Here is a 16427-nt window from a genome sequence, read left to right as displayed (position 1 = left end):
TGACGATGAACCCAACAGCACTCTCCCTTGCCCTGGTCACGCTGGCCTCAAGCGCATTGGCTCAGGAACAGAATTACCAACCCATCAACAGTGGGTCGCAGCCGGTGATTTTCCAGCCGTACTCCCCTGCCCCGCAGCCCGTGCAGGTTCAACCGGAAAACACGCGCCTGCCTGAAGAACAGCGCGGCTATCAGGAAAACCCAAACACGACATGGCAAAACAACTTGGTTGAAGAATATCCGCCCATCGTGGGGGCCTCGATCATTGACGATCCATCGCGCACATTGACTCAGGGCACGGTTTTGACCGCTGTGTTTGGTGGTGCGGTAAGTTCAGAGCTGCCGGGCAGTGTTGTGGCGACGATCACGCGCGGCGTCTATTCGATGGATGGGACAAGACTGCTCTTGCCACGCGGATCAAAACTCTATGGCGAATACCGCGCTGATACAAAACTGGCGCAAACGCGGATCGCTGTCGTTTGGAGCCGGGTTATCACGCCGGATGGTTTGTCTGCGCAAATCGGCTCAGCCGGGACGGATGGTCAGGGCCGGTCTGGGGCAACCGGACGTGTCGATACGCATTTCGGTGAGCGATTTGGAACCGCTGCATTGCTCTCGATCATCGGGATCGCGCCGGTCGCGCTGGTGGCCGACAACGATAGCAGCAATTCGGTGCAAACGGATCTGGCAACACAGGTCGGTTCGAATTTGCAGAATGCCACAGCAGCGGCGTTGGAAGACTACTTGCGGATTACACCAACTATCTATGTGGATCAGGGAAGCCGCATAAATGCCATCCTGCAGCGTGACGTGGTGTTCGACAATTTCTGAGACAGACCCTTTGAAGCGGCCGTATCGTCGGCCCTTCCGGCCGCTCCCCGCACAATTGAATGCGTTAGCGGCCTTTTTTTGCGGAATAACAAGGATAAAAATATGAGCGGGCGAAACGGCAACGGCCTTCTGGAATACTACACCGAACAGATCGAGCATCTGTTACATGACGAAAACCTGAGCGAGATTTCCGTGAACCCAGACGGAACGGTCTGGGTTGAGGAAATGGGCACTACCCACATGACCAAGACAGACATCACTCTGACCAAGGATGATGTTGGCAATATCGGGCGGTGTGTGGCTGGGTTCAGCGACGTGACTTTCGGAGAAAAAAAGCCAATTGCAACGGCCAATGTCCCGACAAAAGAGGGCAAAGCTCGGGTGCAGGTTGTTATCCCACCTGCGACAACCGGCGTGGGGTCCGTTGCGATCCGCCTGCTCCGCGTGAAAAGCGTTGACCTGGGCGCGTTCAGCTTCGCCAGCCAAAAGGCCGCATTGGCAGAAAACAACGACCACAGCGCACTTGAGAATGCTCGGGCGGCGCTTGCAGCGGGCACGATGGGCTTTGACGAGCTGGCCGACCTCTCGATGCAAAGCAAATGGAACGTGATTATTGCGGGCGGCACATCGTCGGGCAAAACCACCGTCTTGAATGCGATGTTGAAGCGCGTCGATCCAGGCGAACGGATCGTGACGATTGAGGAAGTGGCAGAGCTGGACATCGAGCAACCAAATTTCGTGGGCTTGCTTGCTGATCGTTCCGAAGAAAATGGGCCTCGATCCCCGACAAAGCTGCTGGAATCGGCGCTGCGGTTACGGCCTGACCGCCTCGTCTGCGGTGAAATCAGGGGCGATGACGCGAATATGTTTCTGGAACTGGTGAACACCGGCCACGATGGATCTGTCTGTACCATGCACGCAAATTCGCCCGTCGATGCCATTGGACGCATGAGCAAAATGGTGCGGCGCGGATCTCCGACTGTCCAAAAGTCAGAGGTGGTTGATGACATCAGAGCCACCATTCACATGATCGTTCACATGAAGAAAATCGGAGACGAGCGGAAGGTCAACGGCGTGATCTTCCCGCCCTTGATGACTGCTGACCAACTTATCTGAAGGAGAAATAGAATGAAAAAATTTGAGTATCGTAATGTCTTGATGCGGGTAGAGGAAAATGCAGGCGAGAAGTTTGCGAAGCTCGGACAAGACGGTTGGGAAATGGTCGGCGTTGTGCCTGCCGAGTTTGGCATCGTGTGCTTTTTCAAGCGTGAGCTGACGGATGGCTGAGTTTCAGGATCTACCAAAAGGCAAGAAGGTAGCGATAGCCGGCACAATGGGCTTTATCGCTACTTCAGCCTGTGCGGTGTTGGTGGTCGGCTTGGTCATCGAATACCTCAACACGAAAGGTTTCCGGGGGTTGGACATCTGGGCAGTCCCGGAAAAGTTCATGGCACGGCCTGCAGAAGAGCAACAGGTCATCGGGCTTGTGGCTGTTGTGGCCGTCTGCGTTCTGACCTTTGCGTTTGTGGCCGCTGCTTTGCGCGGCCCCTCGACCAAATACGGGGATGCCGTTTTTGCGAAAGCGCCTCAGCTCGTAACAGAAGGATACGCGGCACCGCTGAAGCTTAAATCAAAACTGGACAGTGAAATCGTTTTTGCCAAATTCGGCCAGCCAAAAGAGAAAAACGCGATTTTCTATAAGCCCGGTCCAAGCGTACAGAAACCACATGCGATGTTCATTGCTCCGTCTGGCTCGGGTAAAACAAGCGGCTTTGTGATCCCCAACATTCTGCGTTTCAACGGCTCCTGCGTTGTTCTGGACATCAAGGGCGAGATATTCCAGGCGACCGGCGCACGGCGGGCAGCAATGGGTGATGAGGTCTTTGTGTTCGACCCTGAAAACCCCGAAAAAAGCCACAGCTATAACCCGCTGCGCCGCGCCGCTCGCGCCGACAATCTGGATCGGCGTTGGGAAGAAGTAATTCAGGTCGCAACGCAGATGTTCGACACGCCCAGCTCGTCCGCTCAGGGCTTTTTGGGCGGCGTCGAGGGCATGTTCTGCGCAATGGCGATGTTGGCAATCAAGCGGAACCGTCCGTACATTTCCGAGATCCTGCGCCTGGTCAAAACGACCAAGCAAAAGGATTACGAAAAGATGGCCGAAGAAGTGGGCTATGCCCGGGCAGCAGATGAGTTCCTGAATCTTGCAGCCGAAGAATCCAAAATCCTGCGGTCAACGATTTCGGTTATGAACAACTCCGGCCTTCAGCTCTGGCGAAACCCGTCTGTGGCAAGAGCCACGCAGGGCAATGACATCAACTTTGAGGATCTACGGCGGCGCCCCACTTCGATCTACTTTTCTGTACCAGGGAAAAAGGTCAAAGAGTTCCGGACGCTCATTCGCTTGTTGTTCCTCGATCTGGTGAACACAATCGAAACCGTTGAGCCGGGCGAAGATGAACCGTTCAAGGTTCTGATCCTTCTCGATGAGTTCCAGCGCCTTGGCCATCTGGAACGCGTAGTGGAAGCCTATGACACCATGCGATCGTTCGGCGGCAGGCTTGTGGTGATTTCGCAAACGCTGTCGCGCCTGCAGGACATCTATGGGCACGAAGGTGTGCGGGCGATGCTGGCCAACGCCGGGACGCAGATGTTTGCGGCTTCTGAGGATTCAGAGGTACGCGAACACGTGTCCAGGTCCATCGGTGACAAAACAGTGATGAGCAAATCAATGTCTCGGGCGCTGGGTAAAATGGAAATGGGCAGCATATCAGAGCGTGAAGAAGGCATTCGCCTGCTCCGGCCGGAACACGTTGGCCGATTGCCTGAAAAGGAGGTTGTGCTGATCCGCGAAGGCAAGATGCCGGTGATTGCGAACAAGATTCGATACTTTGAAGATCCCTATTTCATGCAGTTCCTTGGGGGTGACACTCCGAAGATCAAAGGCACACACCTCGATCTGGCTGTAGAGCAGGCCAGAGACACGGCAAAGGCTCTGGCTGAAACCAAGCCCGCCCCTGCCCCAGCGAAAGAGGTTTCCGCAAAAGATCAGGAACTTCAGGCGGCTTTTGATGCGCAACGCACAGTAGCCAAAAGAAAGAGCAGGTCAGCGAAACAATTGGCGGTGGAGAAGTTGGCGACGCAACCGTCGAGCCCAGTCGCAAACGCGCAGCACTCCAGTTGAAGGCGTAGATGCCCATCATCGAGCACGAGCTGCAACTACGCTTCGATGTATGGGTATATTATTTTTGACTCTGTGTACAATATTTCATATAAGGCGTAAACAATAATCGACTCACCAGAAGTGTCCTGTCCAAAAGGGATTTCAGAAATGACCTACCAAGATCGCAATACCGTCGTCTCGATCTTCGTGAACCTCGCCGTTAGTGCATTTGTTGTTTCACGGCTTCTGGATATGAATGCCTCTGGATCGTTTGATGGCCCAGACGCTGTGAACAACTGGGCCCGCATGGTGATCTGGCTGATCCCCCTGGGCGTCGTTGCCACCATCATCGGCACCATACTGTTCAACATTGGATTTGCGATTGTTACACACGAACCCAAACCCAGCTTCGTCGTTGATGAACGTGATAAGATGTTCGAGCGCCGTGGCAGCTACGCCATCATTATCTTCGCGGGTGCGGGTTTTGTCTCAGCCGTCGTCGCGATGGCTCTCAACGCATCAGCGCTCACCGGCTTCAACATCATCTATTTCGGAATGGCTTTCGGATCCCTGTCAGCAGATATTGTCAAATTTGCTAGCTATCGGCGGGGGTATTGATCCATGGGCAAGCTCAGGATCACCAACAACATTAGACGTCTACGTTTTGACGCTGATGAAATGACGCAAAAGGAACTCGCCGAAAAGGTTGGAGTCACCCGACAAACCATCGTTGCCATTGAAAACGCCAAATATTCACCAACGCTCGAACTGGCCATCTTGATTTCTCGTGTGTTCGGCGAGCCCCTCGAAAAAGTCTTCGACATCCAAGACGCCAGCTAATTCGCGGCGTCCGCGCTACCTTACCAAAGGAATAGATATGTTCATCAACCCTCCTCGGTTCTGGAATCTGATGGCGCGCTCCTATGCCCGCCGTCCGGTTCAAAACCAAGCCGCGTATGAGTACAAACTGGACATTACTTCGAGACACCTGTCCCCCCAAGACCGCGTCCTGGAATTCGGTTGTGGCACAGGTACGACGGCGATCATTCACGCCCCAAAAGTCGCCCATATCGACGCCATCGACTATTCATCCGAAATGATCTCAATCGCCAAGGAGAAAGCCAACGCACAGGGCATCAAGAACATCAACTTTGAAATCAGCTCGTTCGAATGCTGGCCTATTCCGGCGAAGGGTCAACCGTATGATGCCGTACTAGCTATGTCGATCCTGCACTTGGTACTGGATCTTGACGCGACACTGAACCGAGTTCGCAGTTCCTTGAAAGAAGGTGGCCTGTTCTTCAGCTCGACGGTCCGTCTGGAAGGTCTCGAGAAGTTCGTCATACCAGCTCTCGGGGCCATCGGCCTATTGCCCAAGATTCGCGCCCTGACGCAAGAAATCCTTGTCGAGCGTATGCAAGCTCATGGGTTCGAAATTGAACAAAAGTGGCGTCCTGAAACGGGTTCGACTGCTTTCATCATCGCAAGGAACAGCGGTTAGTTCGTTCGACATCTGACAACACTGACCCAGCCGTTCACCCACGCCGCAGAGAACGGCTGGAGAGGAGCCCAAATAAGACACTGGTGCTGGCGCGGCGAAGAAGATTTCGGAACCTATATTTGCGTTCTGTTTTCTTGCGTTTTCATGGCAAAAAGTCGAATGAACACTGAACGGACGGCGGTAAATATGTAATCGCACTGCTGGCTGCGACCGAATGCACAATCAGCGCCGATTTGGCGAAGGTCAGGCATTTGAGAATTAGGGGGTGGCATGTGTTTGCTCCTTTTGCGACGTGAACACTGTGCCATGGCGGGCGGGTGAATACTTGAAGAGAGCATCCAGATTTTCTTGAGAAATTTTTCTGCCTTCTCGGATTGCCCACATTGAGTCATGCTTTGTCTATGAAGGTCACTTTCGGAGATTGCGCTGTCGATACTAGTCGGCAGATGTTTTGGAAGTCAGGTAAATCCGTACGTCTTGAGCCGCAGGTTTTCGACGTGCTGGCATACTTCTTGCGGAATCCAGGAATAGTGGTCTCGCGCGACGATCTTATTGAATATGTCTGGGATGGCAGGATTGTCTCAGATTCAACTATTTCAACCAGGATCAATGCGGTCAGACGGGCCATTGGCGACAACGATCGCGCGAAACGCATGCTCGAAACGCTGAGTAAGCGGGGCTATCGGTTCTCTGTTGAAGTCTCCAGCGTCGCGTGGACAAGCCCTGATACACCTACACCACGCTCTGATCGCCAGACCACCAAAGCTGCTCGATCCGCGGATGGCACTGTCATCGCCTACGCTACCAGCGGCGAAGGTCCGCCTTTGATGAGGGCCGGGCAATTCCTGACGCATCTGAATATGGATTGGGAGAGTGAAGTCAGGCGACCGACGCTTGATCGCCTTGGCGCACATTTTTCTCTGACGCGATACGATCAGAGGGGGACCGGGCTTTCGGGAACCTCCGCGACGGACTTCGCGCTTGAACGGCTGGTCGAGGACATGCTTGCAGTGGCCGACAACGCCGAACTCGAACGCTTTCCGATCTGGGCGACTTCACAGGGGGTGCCTGTGTCACTGGCATTCGCGGCCGCCTATCCTGAGCGCGTCAGCCGAATGGTCTTGTACGGTGGTTTTTTTCAGGGCCGCACGGTCCGTGAGCCCGAACCCAACTCTGTTCAGGCGGATACCTTCCTTGACCTCATATCAGAAGGTTGGGGCAAGCCAAGCGGTGCATTTGGCAAGGCTTATGCGACGTTATTTATGCCCGATGCATCGGCGGCGCAGATTGATGACATGTGCAAGATGCAGTTGGCCTCTGCATCACCGGACACTGCGATCGCACTGAGGCGTTCGATAGACACCTTCGACGTATCAAACATCCTCGACCAAGTACGGGTGCCGGTCCTCGTAATTCACACAACTGAAGATTCCGTCAATCCAATAAGCCAATCTAGCTTGCTGGCCTCGTTGCTGCGAGATGCACAGTTGAGAATCGTGGAAGGTAGAAATCACGTGCCTCTGCCTGGAACAGACGCATGGGAAACGATTATGCATGTATCGCTCGATTTCCTAAGGTCGGCTTAGTCCGCGTCTGTTGAGTTCCGACATGGTGCAGCGAAGGTTGATGTTTCCCGAACCAGCCTTTCGTGCCAGTCACGGCGAAGGTGTCAGGAAGCCCACTTTGATCGATGCTGCGCGGTGCACCAATGACGGCGACGCGCAGAAAGCTGACTTTGCAAATTTACGAGAACGGCTCAAAAGAAATTGCCTTTCACCAAACGACGAACATGCTGAGGTGTGGTCAGGCAAACTAACCGTTCGCAGTATTCCAACAGAATCTCTGTGCGGAACCCGGAAGTGCGTTAAGGTTGGGTAAACAAAGTTGGTTCCTCACTCTGTGACGAAGTTATCCAAAGCAAGATTGAAAGAAAATAGAATGAATCGCCTGTTTCCATCTCTGCCGGAGAACGCGACACTTGGAAGTGTCTATCAAGCCTTTCCAGACAAACTTTCTCCGCTTTGTGCGTACGAAAGTCTTGTGATGAGGGGCGAGAGCGACCTCTCGGTTGCCGAACGTGAATTAATTGCAGCCTATGTCTCGGGTTTGAATGCTTGTGCGTATTGCCATGGAGCACACATCGTTTTTGCCAAAGCCTACGGAATTGAGGTCGAGACAATCGAGGCACTGATGGAAGATCGCGATACGGCACCCGTCGAGGATCATCTCAAACCGTTACTGGCATACATTGAATAGCTTACTGTCTCGCCATCACGAATGACGGAAGCCGACGCAAATGCAGTCTACGCGGCAGGCTGGTCGGAGAGTGCGTTGTTCGATGCTATCCAGGTCTGCGGTGTCTTTAATCTCGTGAACCGCTTCATAGAAGGAACAGGCGTCCAAAGTCCTGGCAACGATCCAAGGCAAGCGGATGAGGCCACATTAATCCGATACCGCAGTGACACCTTCTACACCGATTTTGGACGGGAGAATGGCCTCGACATTCCTTGAATTGATGTTGTTTTAACTTTCGAACAGTGACGAAAAACTGGTCCAATAAGAAATCAGAAGCGTCCTTCGCTCTCGGGGTTGTCCCATTCGTTGGATCAAGTCGGCGCCGTCAGTTATATTGGTGGATCTATGTTCAAGCCTCGATGATCCGTCCGGCTTTTCGTAGATAACCCATTTTCTGATAAGGTTTGGAGACTTGTGAGCTTTGTAAGGGGGGAGAGTTGCTTAAGTTTGACGCTGAGACAACGAGATTACTTGAAATTGCCTATCAGGGAGCTGAGTTGACACGGCGAAGACAGGCTTCATTTGATGCGCTGTGCCCTGCTCCCGGTGAAACTATTTTGGACATCGGATGTGGCAACGGGCTGTTAACAGCGGAGTTGGCCCGCGCAGTTGGCACGGATGGTTATATCATCGGGATCGACCCAAGCGCTGACATGACAGCAGCCGCAAAAGAACGATGCAGCGACTACGCAAACGTGGAGTTTCGTGCAGGTTCCGCAAATCACTTGCCCATTGAGGATGAACGTGCTGACAAGGCCGTCTCGGTACAGGTCTTTGAGTACATCGAAGACGTAGACGGTGCATTGGCTGACACGCTGCGGTGCGTCAAACCCGGTGGGCGCCTTGTCATCAGCGATCTACACTTTGGCAGCTTGATTTGGTTCAGCGACGAGCCCGACAGAATGCAAAAGATGCTGACATCCTGGAACCAGCACTTTGTGAGTGGTTCCGTCCCGGAAAGACTGCCCGCACTGATAAAGGCTCGCGGCAACCATGTGGAAGATGTCTTGTCGTTCACAATGACAGATCACCAGCTAAAGCCTGATGGCCTCGCAATCATGATGATGCACCTCATGAAGCAATACGCTGTCGCAAATGACCATGTTGATCCCGCTGTTGCGCAATCGTGGTTTGACGAACAGCTTAGCCTTGCAAAAGTTGGACGCTTCTTTTTTTCGATGACCCAATTTATCGTCGTGGCGCGTAAAAGGGGTTGATAGACCGAAATGACTTGGCCTCGGTTCTTCCGCTGGCTCGCTGAAAGGTACAGTTCAAGAGCCCCTTAGGTATCGTTGTCGTCGTGATTGGTGCTGCAATCTTTTGTCCGAACTTAATTGTCGCCGTTGAAGCCCCAATGAAGGGCCAGACGCGCAGCCATTGATCAGGCGTTCGAACGACCGCAGCGATAGACGTAATGCACAGAAGGTCTCGAGTTGGTGCTAACTCTATGGCTACAACACAGGTACGTGGCTGTCACTTCCAGCTTGCAGCTGCCTTTGGTGTGATCCAATCGCCATATCCGGCCGATTGTCACCAAATGTCGTCAGAACCTTCCCGGATACAGATTCATCATGCTCTGCACGTCCAGTTCACTCGAAAACGCGTCCGGATTACTCCAGATCACCTCGTTAATATAGTCGCGTTCCGAGTGAAGATCGTTGGCTGTAGGCCCTGATTCCCGGTTTTCGGGGAAGCCTCTCTTTGTCCAACCGAACAGTCCACCAAATACGGTCCAGATGCTGGGTGACATTGTATGGGAAGCCATCTCGTGGTCCTTTCCGACTTACTTGCGCTGTCGCAACAAGAGTAGCTGTTCACCCGTTTTTCTGGTATCCAGCACAAAATTGTGCTGTTCTACAAAAATGAAGAACGGGTTCCAAAATTGGTCGGATATTCGCGTGTTCCTCTCTGTCTTCAGAGAAGGATCGACGCTTGCGGCCTCCAAAAAGCTACAGGTCTCCCAACCAACGGTTGCCCGGCGCGTTGATGTTCTCGAAAAAGAAACAGGCTTGACGCTGTTTGAGCGCGGTACGCACGGGTTCAAACCGACCCGAGAAGCCCTTCGCCTCGTTCCCCTCGCCGAAGCAATCGAGGCTTCAGTCCTCGAATTTACCGACTGCGCGAAAGAATTGACGTCGACACAACCCATCCGTATCACCGCTTATTCGGCAAACTTCTCAGCACGCATGATCGAAATCGTAAACGCGTTTTCCGCCGACAATCAGGATGTCGCATTCCAGTTTTTGTCCAGTGTTCGGGCGCTGGACCTGATGGCCGGGGAGGCAGACATTGCGTTGCGCCTTGCGAGAACCGATCCTGATCCTGACCTGATCTGCCGGAAGATTAGCACGGCACGCTGGTCTTTGTTCGGCAGCAAAAACTACGCGGACAAATTTGGCATGCCGGGGTCAACAAATGATCTGGCCGGGCATCAGTTTGTTACCTTTCAGCGGGACGATGTACCGAATGTTTTCCACGAATGGTTGACCAATCACGTGGCACCGGAACAGATCGTCATGTCTTTCACTGAACTGGAGCTAATGCATGCGGCGATCAGATCAGGGCAAGGTCTTGGGATCAGCAATGTCAAGCTGGTTGAAGCAGACATGTCTTTTCTCCGATGCTTCGACGAAATCCCCGAACTTGCGGTGCCGCACCTAATGCTCATTTCACCGGAAGCCTATCGTCGGCCAGAGGTTAGAGGCTTCGTTAAGTTCTTCGCACCTCGATACGCTGCAATCTACAAGTAGTGATCGAGTAAAAAAGAACTGATGCTATACTTTGTGAAACGCAGACAAGCTCTTTTGCATTTAAACGAGTTCAGCGGACAAAGAGAGCGCCGGTTTAAACCATTCCTCTCCGCACAGGGGTTTCAGGACGTTTCAATCGGAAGGCTTTGATCGGCGCTCCACTCAGCCCAGGAACCATCATAGAGGCGCGACTTGTCGAACCCCATTTGGCGAAGCGCAAGGAGACCGCAAGAGGCGGCAATACCGCGACCGCAATACGCGATAACCTCGTCGTCGGTTTGAATTCCCTTGTCCTGATAGTGCTGAAGGAGGCGGAGGCGATCCGCCAACCTGAATGAGCCTCGTTCCTTTAGTTTCGCTGCCCGCTCAGCAATGGGTGTGTGTGCCAAATCCGGATCGATGTTCGATATCGCCGGTATGTTAACTGCACCGGGGATATGTCCCGAGCGACCTCCCCATGTGTGAACACCGTCGCCTCGGAAGAGGTCGTTTGGCAGAAAGTCCACAACTCTGACCTCAGGCATACCTATCGCGTCCAGAACCTCAGTTTTGCTGGCAATCCAATTGCTCTGCACCTTGGGAGCGAAGTCGCCAGGCTCAACGGATGGATCGCCAGTTTCAGTGGGTCGACCTTCGAGTTTCCATTGCTGCAAGCCGCCGTCCAAGACCTGTACGTTTTTATGGCCATAGTGCGAAAGTGCCCACCAAAGACGCGCTGAAGCCAACGGAAGCCCGGAATCATCGTAGACCAAGACATGACTGTCGTTGGAAACACCCAACTCGCGCATCTTTTTCCCAAAATCCTCTGGCCCGAGCATCATATCGGGAACGTTCTGATTGCTGTCTGCAAGCTCTGTCGACATGCCAACATACACGGCGCCGGGAATGTGCTCGGCTTGGAACTCGCTCCTATCGTCATAGGCCAAGCCCTTGCCGTTTTCCTCCCTAAACTTCCAGCGAACATCAATGATGCGTAGTTTCGGGTCAGTCAGGTTATCTGCCAACCAAGCCGTATCAATAAGCGGGCGAGTTTGGGTTGTCATACCTACGTTCTCCTCTAACTGGACGCTGGTCGGGCCGTATGGAATAATCCCCAAAATTGCTTTCGGAGTCCAATTTTAGGAAATCGGGATTTGATGAAGCAACTATGGTTTGAACCGCATTTCGCTGATTTCATGAGACTTCTGAAAGAAACGGATGCTGAAATCATGGCGCCTCGTAACGTCGATTTCCTTTGACTCGTTTATGGCTAGGCATGCTCATATAGCTCGCTGACGGACAGGTTTGGTACAGATAGTGGAAGGTTTGGATGCTTGAAGATCGATACGGAAGCCCGCTAACGACCACATCACAAGCTGCGCGAGACGCCTACGTTGAAGGCATCGACCGTTTCCTCGGCGCCTTTGACGATGTCGAAGGGGCATACCGCGCCGCAATGCACGCAGATGACAGTTTCGCAATGCCCCATGTTGGCCTTGCACGCTACCTTGTTACTGTCGGGCGTGGACAAGATGCAAAGCGTGAAATAGCCGTCGCAAAGGAACTTTCGCATGGCGTCAGCCCTCGCGAAGCCGCCCAGATCGACATTATCAGCGATCTCATTGAGGGGCGTGCACCGCAGGCCTACAGGCGCATTCGAGATCACGTCGCAGACCATCCGCGAGATATTTTGCTGGCTCAGACATGTACCAGCGTATTTGGTCTGATTGGGTTTTCAGGTCAGGCAGGGCGCGAGGCAGAGCAGCTTGCCTACACAACCATGTTGAAGCCACACTATGGCGACGACTGGTGGTTTCTCTGCCAGCATGCCTTTGCCCAGATGGAGGCCGGGCAGATCGGCCCCGCCGCGAAAAACATCGAGCGCGCGCTTGAGTTGAAGCCAGACAGCGCGCACAGTGCCCATGTCAGGGCCCATCTCTACTATGAGAACGGCGAGACGGACGCTGGCTACGTTTATCTGCGCGATTTCTGGCAAGACTATCCCACCACTGCCTACCTGCACTGTCACCTCAGTTGGCACGTGGCTCTCTGGGCGCTTGAAAGCGGCGATGTGACTGGAATGTGGAAGATATTCGATGAATGTGTTTCCCCCGACCGCCCTCCTGCACCGCCACTGAATGTATTGACGGATAGTGTGGCCATTGTTCACCGAGCCTTTTTAGCCGGCGAGTCTGTGCCTCAGGAGCGCTGGCAGCAACTCAGTGACTATGCTGTTCAGTTCTTTCCTTCACCTGGCCTCGCTTTCGCGGACGTTCACGCTGCTCTTGCGCATGCCATGGCTGGAAACAGAGAGCGCCTGGAATCGACCATAGAGCGCGCAAAGGGACCCGCAGGCCCCACCGTTGCCTCTGTCGCAGGCGCATTCCGTGCGCTGGCGGATGGAAATGCGGACGAAGCGATTGAGAAATTTGTAAGTGTCATGTCTGAGCACGAACGCCTTGGCGGCAGCCGGGCGCAACGCGACATTGTCGAGTTTACGTTGGCTCATGCGCTTGCAATTTCCGGGCAATCGAATGAAGCACGACGCATTCTCAACATGCATCGACCGCATACCGCTCACGACCACGCGGTAGCTGGTTTGGCGAGGTAGGATGCCTATGTTCTTTGATGTCCGCTATGAGCGCTTGTCCGCTTCAGGTTCGATGTTGATCAACCGAAGTGTCTGCTTCTCGAGTTCTAGAAAGCTCGCTGGTGAAGGCCCGTTTCGGGCTGATACTGTTGAAAAGCTCCACTTTCGCCAAAAACCGCCGAAAAAGTAGTCCGTAGAAAGCTAACCGGATAATTGGGAGAGGGGGTTGGCCAAAACACTGGTCAGCCGATGAGAGAGTAGTTCATGGCCAGCTCTGGGCATGCGGTATCGACTGTTTTGATACAAGTGATTTTGGCGGATAAGTGAGGAAGCAGAATAATCAAGTTTTTCAACACCATCCGGACAAAGCAGTCATTTGCATTAGCCAATTACTCAGACAATTCGCGACGCAAACCAATTATCCCGTGACATTAGATAACTTGCCCACGCAGGATTTTGAAATCCAAGCCGGACGTCGTTCGCCACCTGGGTTCTAATGTCCTCGACTTGTGCCAGTACGTCTGGCAGCGCCTCTGTAATTCTGTTAACCGCCACTTCGAAGCTCAAAAGATCTTCCGCCGCCAACTGGCCAATTCTTATCGAAACTTGGCGCAGCGTCTCATCGAAACCGTCGCCTTGCAAATTGGACGCTCGCCACAGGTCGAAATCTAGCACTTCCTGCATCCGGGCTTTGCCAAATGTATCTTGCAGCGTATGCCGTTCCGCAGGGACAAAACCCAGCCGACGTTGAACTGCGTCGCTCGCTGGGTTCAATTTTGGCCATACACGCGTGTAGATCGCATCGGCGTCAGAGGTTTCGAAAACGTGTCCACAAAGTATTCGGGATGAATCGCTTGATACTCCTTTCCCCCAATAGGAACGAGCGACTGCAACAAAAGTCGCCACTGTATTATGGGGCAATCCCGACGCAACAAATACGCCACGAATTCCTACAAATTGGTTATCGCTGGCTTCGTCCCGGACGGTCCACAGACCAATGTGTGGGGCATTGTTGGCGCTCCGCACTCCATCGACGGCAAGAGTGTCGATCCAAGCATCGGTTGCCGCCAGTGCACCTTTTCGCGAAGAGGCGTTGTGAACGAGAGTTTTGACGACCTCTGCGTCCCCAAACATGTATTCTGCCACATCTGATCGATCCGATACCATACTCGGCTGCAATCGGTATCCAGAACGATTGAGAACAGCTTCCAACTTGCTGCCCTTTCTCTGCGCAAGCATCTTGCAAGAAATCGGGTCGGGTCAAGGATCGTTATCGAAAACCATTGCCTCTCGAATGGGCCGCTTCGGGCTCAGACCGGCCATGTGACGGCTTCAGTAGTTCATCGGGTCGGTTCAGATGGCATCAATGTCGGCCTAGCGGGACTGAAGCTGACATCGAAATTACTCAAACTAACGGTCTCTCACCAGTGAACAGCCTGGTCCGATATAGATCACCGATTTCCACATCTCTTCCGTCACTTTGCAGTTGTCGGTTCCTCTTCCTTGGTCATCTGTTCGGCTAAGTTTTCCGAGCGCGAGTCTCTTCAAAAAGATCGGCTTTTCACGGTCAAAAAATAATCTCCAATCTGCGTTCATCTTCGTTAACACCTCCATCAGGCTATGTGCCCTTGAAGAATGCGCGACATTTTTCGTTGGGTGTGAGTGGCGGAACAGCTAAAAAAGGGGATAATTCACCACTTAGGGAATTTTACCGATGCCATTTTCGGTTCAGATCGTGGCCACCCCAGAAACCAGCGCTTCCAGCGTGTTTGGCCTGTATGACACTTTGGTGGCCGCAGGGCGGGACTGGGAACATTTGGTGAGCGGCGAGGAGCCTACCCCGGTATTTGACGTCAGCCTTGTTGGCCCTGACGCCGAGGGATTTCGTTGCGGAAGTGGCGTGTGGATCGCGCCAGACCAGACATTTAAGAACGCAGACCACGCTGATATTATTGTCGTACCTGGACTGACACTTTCACCGCACGACCGGCTCGACCCCGAACAACATCCTTGTTTAGCGTGGCTTGCTAAGCGCGACTTGGCCAAGACGCGTATCGTGTCAGCCTGTACCGGGGCGGTCTATCTGGCGGAAATAGGTATCTTGGATGGGATTGACGCGACCACACATTGGGCTTGGGAAGGCCTTTTTCGAAGGTTTTACCCAAATGTGCGGCTTCGCATCGACCGCGGCCTTTGCTTTGCTGATGCGTCTCGCGGACCCGTTACGTCGGGTGGGACAACCGGGTGGCAGGAACTCGCTACGTTCCTGATCGCGCATTACGGCGGCACACAAAGGGCGGTGCGGGCAGCAAAAGTCTGGCTTATGGCCAACCGTGGAGAACTTCAGTCACCATTCAGTTCAATGATCACTACAGCACCTCATGCTGACGCCATTATCTCACGGGCTCAGTTATGGATTTCCGACAATTACGCCATCGATAACCCAGTCGCAGAAATGGTTAAACGTTCCGGGTTGCCGCCAACTACGTTTGCGCGACGCTTTCGCAAAGCAACGAGTAAGTCACCGCAAGATTACGTTTTGGCGCTGCGAATTGAAGAGGCTCGGCAGTTGCTTGAAACCACCGACGGCTCCGTCGCGGAGGTTGGAGAAACAGTCGGCTATACCGATACGCCGTCGTTTAGGAGGTTGTTCAAGCGAAAGACTGGACTGACCCCTGTCGAACATCGCAAAATGTTCGGTCAATCTCGGTTTTCTAGCTACTCCTGATGGACGATGTTTAAGATTGGCAATCCTATTGATCGCATAGGGCTCGGTGCCGCCTTTCACGGCCTTACACATAAGTGACTGGAGGCAGCCTATTCCGTTGAAAAACTCTTCCTTGATAGACGCGCAAGTCGCTGATTCATTCCCGTACTGAACGGGAGAATGAGCGATGATGGGGCCATGGCAGCAAGCACGAGGGTCACTGTTCTACGAGTTCTCGATTGAGGACTATGTCCCGCAAGACCATATACTTCGGGGTATAGACCGGTTCGTCGCACTGTCTGATATCCGACAGCAGCTTGCGCCATTCTACAGTTCGACAGGTCGACCATCAGTTGATCCGGAATTGATGATCCGGATGCTGCTGCTCGGTTACGTAATGGGCATCAGATCCGAGCGTTGGCTCTGCGACGAGGTGCATCTCAACTTCGCTTACCGTTGGTTCTGCCACGTCGATCTTACCGACCCGGTGTCCGATCATTCGACCTTCTCGAAGAACCGGCGCGGACGGTTCCGCGATAGCAATCTGCTCGGACACCTGTTCGAGATGATTGTGGCGCGCTGTATCGTGGAAGGGCTGGCAAGCGGCCAGCG

Annotated in this window: 17 protein-coding genes; 14 read left to right on the top strand and 3 right to left on the bottom strand. The window is 53.4% G+C overall.

The features are described from left to right. Positions 1–5: 5 nt before the first annotated feature. From Q0816_RS24350 to Q0816_RS24305, 10 genes are all read left to right on the top strand, one after another. A complete protein-coding gene (locus tag Q0816_RS24350; RefSeq protein WP_298855550.1) occupies positions 6–830 on the top strand; it encodes a TrbI/VirB10 family protein in 825 nt (274 codons plus the stop codon). Positions 831–932: 102 nt separating this feature from the next. Then, complete coding sequence (locus Q0816_RS24345; protein ID WP_298855548.1) at positions 933–1946, top strand: ATPase, T2SS/T4P/T4SS family; 1014 nt, start codon at positions 933–935, stop codon at positions 1944–1946. A gap of 12 nt (positions 1947–1958) precedes the next feature. Then, positions 1959–2117 (top strand): DUF4177 domain-containing protein, encoded by a 159-nt coding sequence (locus Q0816_RS24340; RefSeq protein ID WP_152460674.1) that lies wholly within the window; start codon positions 1959–1961, stop codon positions 2115–2117. After that, positions 2110–4014: a type IV secretory system conjugative DNA transfer family protein gene (locus tag Q0816_RS24335; protein WP_298855542.1), complete on the top strand. Its 1905-nt coding sequence runs from the start codon at positions 2110–2112 to the stop codon at positions 4012–4014. Before Q0816_RS24340 ends, Q0816_RS24335 begins: the two co-directional genes overlap by 8 nt. Positions 4015–4161: 147 nt before the next feature. Continuing rightward, positions 4162–4611 carry a hypothetical protein gene (locus Q0816_RS24330; RefSeq protein WP_298855541.1) on the top strand — a complete coding sequence of 150 codons (450 nt, stop codon included), beginning with the start codon at positions 4162–4164 and terminating at the stop codon, positions 4609–4611. A gap of 3 nt (positions 4612–4614) precedes the next feature. After that, on the top strand, positions 4615–4833 hold the full coding sequence (locus tag Q0816_RS24325; protein WP_085824817.1) for a helix-turn-helix transcriptional regulator: 219 nt from the start codon (positions 4615–4617) through the stop codon (positions 4831–4833). A 37-nt stretch (positions 4834–4870) separates the two neighbouring features. Further along, positions 4871–5494 (top strand): bifunctional 2-polyprenyl-6-hydroxyphenol methylase/3-demethylubiquinol 3-O-methyltransferase UbiG, encoded by a 624-nt coding sequence (locus tag Q0816_RS24320; RefSeq protein ID WP_298855535.1) that lies wholly within the window; start codon positions 4871–4873, stop codon positions 5492–5494. A gap of 446 nt (positions 5495–5940) precedes the next feature. After that, positions 5941–7080, top strand: a complete 1140-nt coding sequence (locus tag Q0816_RS24315) for an alpha/beta fold hydrolase (protein WP_298855533.1) — start codon at positions 5941–5943, stop codon at positions 7078–7080. Between the two features lie 352 nt (positions 7081–7432). Further along, the gene (locus tag Q0816_RS24310) at positions 7433–7750 is read left to right on the top strand and encodes a carboxymuconolactone decarboxylase family protein (RefSeq protein WP_298855531.1); all 318 of its coding nucleotides are present in this window, start codon (positions 7433–7435) and stop codon (positions 7748–7750) included. Positions 7751–8193: 443 nt separating this feature from the next. Next, entirely contained in the window at positions 8194–9006 is an 813-nt protein-coding gene (locus Q0816_RS24305) for a methyltransferase domain-containing protein (RefSeq protein WP_367180596.1), read from the top strand. 326 nt (positions 9007–9332) lie between these two features. Here the strand turns inward: Q0816_RS24305 and Q0816_RS24300 are convergent, their stop codons facing one another. Next, positions 9333–9554 (bottom strand): hypothetical protein, encoded by a 222-nt coding sequence (locus Q0816_RS24300; protein ID WP_298855529.1) that lies wholly within the window; start codon positions 9552–9554, stop codon positions 9333–9335. 133 nt (positions 9555–9687) lie between these two features. Here Q0816_RS24300 and Q0816_RS24295 point away from each other — a divergent pair, with 133 nt between their 5' ends. Then, a complete protein-coding gene (locus tag Q0816_RS24295) occupies positions 9688–10539 on the top strand; it encodes a LysR family transcriptional regulator (protein WP_298855528.1) in 852 nt (283 codons plus the stop codon). A gap of 122 nt (positions 10540–10661) precedes the next feature. Here Q0816_RS24295 and Q0816_RS24290 read toward each other — a convergent pair whose 3' ends face one another. Continuing rightward, a complete protein-coding gene (locus Q0816_RS24290; RefSeq protein ID WP_298855527.1) occupies positions 10662–11582 on the bottom strand; it encodes a sulfurtransferase in 921 nt (306 codons plus the stop codon). A gap of 266 nt (positions 11583–11848) precedes the next feature. Between Q0816_RS24290 and Q0816_RS24285 the strand changes: the two genes are divergently transcribed. Continuing rightward, positions 11849–13129, top strand: a complete 1281-nt coding sequence (locus Q0816_RS24285; RefSeq protein ID WP_298855526.1) for a tetratricopeptide repeat protein — start codon at positions 11849–11851, stop codon at positions 13127–13129. A gap of 372 nt (positions 13130–13501) precedes the next feature. On the opposite strand, the gene Q0816_RS24280 is transcribed toward Q0816_RS24285, so the two are convergent. Beyond that, positions 13502–14275 (bottom strand): GNAT family N-acetyltransferase, encoded by a 774-nt coding sequence (locus Q0816_RS24280; protein ID WP_298855594.1) that lies wholly within the window; start codon positions 14273–14275, stop codon positions 13502–13504. A gap of 547 nt (positions 14276–14822) precedes the next feature. On the opposite strand from Q0816_RS24280, the gene Q0816_RS24275 reads away from it, so the two are divergent. Both Q0816_RS24275 and Q0816_RS24270 read left to right on the top strand, forming a co-directional pair. Continuing rightward, positions 14823–15836: a GlxA family transcriptional regulator gene (locus Q0816_RS24275; protein ID WP_298855525.1), complete on the top strand. Its 1014-nt coding sequence runs from the start codon at positions 14823–14825 to the stop codon at positions 15834–15836. 166 nt (positions 15837–16002) lie between these two features. Then, the coding region (locus Q0816_RS24270; protein WP_298855524.1) for a transposase at positions 16003–16427 on the top strand (425 nt) is incomplete at its 3' end.

The sequence above is a fragment of the uncultured Ruegeria sp. genome (assembly GCF_947497005.1).
Lineage (GTDB): Bacteria > Pseudomonadota > Alphaproteobacteria > Rhodobacterales > Rhodobacteraceae > Ruegeria.
Note: the sequence above shows the minus strand (reverse complement) of the source record. Positions and strands in the feature narration are given on the sequence as shown.

Bases quoted from the DNA above. Each gene is read 5' to 3' on its own strand.
- Q0816_RS24340 (WP_152460674.1), top strand. From the start codon at position 1,959: ATGAAAAAATTTGAGTATCGTAATGTCTTGATGCGGGTAGAGGAAAAT.
- Q0816_RS24345 (WP_298855548.1), top strand. From the start codon at position 933: ATGAGCGGGCGAAACGGCAACGGCCTTCTGGAATACTACACCGAACAG.
- Q0816_RS24325 (WP_085824817.1), top strand. From the start codon at position 4,615: ATGGGCAAGCTCAGGATCACCAACAACATTAGACGTCTACGTTTTGAC.
- Q0816_RS24310 (WP_298855531.1), top strand. From the start codon at position 7,433: ATGAATCGCCTGTTTCCATCTCTGCCGGAGAACGCGACACTTGGAAGT.
- Q0816_RS24285 (WP_298855526.1), top strand. From the start codon at position 11,849: ATGCTTGAAGATCGATACGGAAGCCCGCTAACGACCACATCACAAGCT.
- Q0816_RS24315 (WP_298855533.1), top strand. From the start codon at position 5,941: ATGTTTTGGAAGTCAGGTAAATCCGTACGTCTTGAGCCGCAGGTTTTC.
- Q0816_RS24320 (WP_298855535.1), top strand. From the start codon at position 4,871: ATGTTCATCAACCCTCCTCGGTTCTGGAATCTGATGGCGCGCTCCTAT.
- Q0816_RS24350 (WP_298855550.1), top strand. From the start codon at position 6: ATGAACCCAACAGCACTCTCCCTTGCCCTGGTCACGCTGGCCTCAAGC.
- Q0816_RS24300 (WP_298855529.1), bottom strand. From the start codon at position 9,554: ATGGCTTCCCATACAATGTCACCCAGCATCTGGACCGTATTTGGTGGA.
- Q0816_RS24330 (WP_298855541.1), top strand. From the start codon at position 4,162: ATGACCTACCAAGATCGCAATACCGTCGTCTCGATCTTCGTGAACCTC.
- Q0816_RS24335 (WP_298855542.1), top strand. From the start codon at position 2,110: ATGGCTGAGTTTCAGGATCTACCAAAAGGCAAGAAGGTAGCGATAGCC.
- Q0816_RS24280 (WP_298855594.1), bottom strand. From the start codon at position 14,275: ATGGTATCGGATCGATCAGATGTGGCAGAATACATGTTTGGGGACGCA.
- Q0816_RS24275 (WP_298855525.1), top strand. From the start codon at position 14,823: ATGCCATTTTCGGTTCAGATCGTGGCCACCCCAGAAACCAGCGCTTCC.
- Q0816_RS24290 (WP_298855527.1), bottom strand. From the start codon at position 11,582: ATGACAACCCAAACTCGCCCGCTTATTGATACGGCTTGGTTGGCAGAT.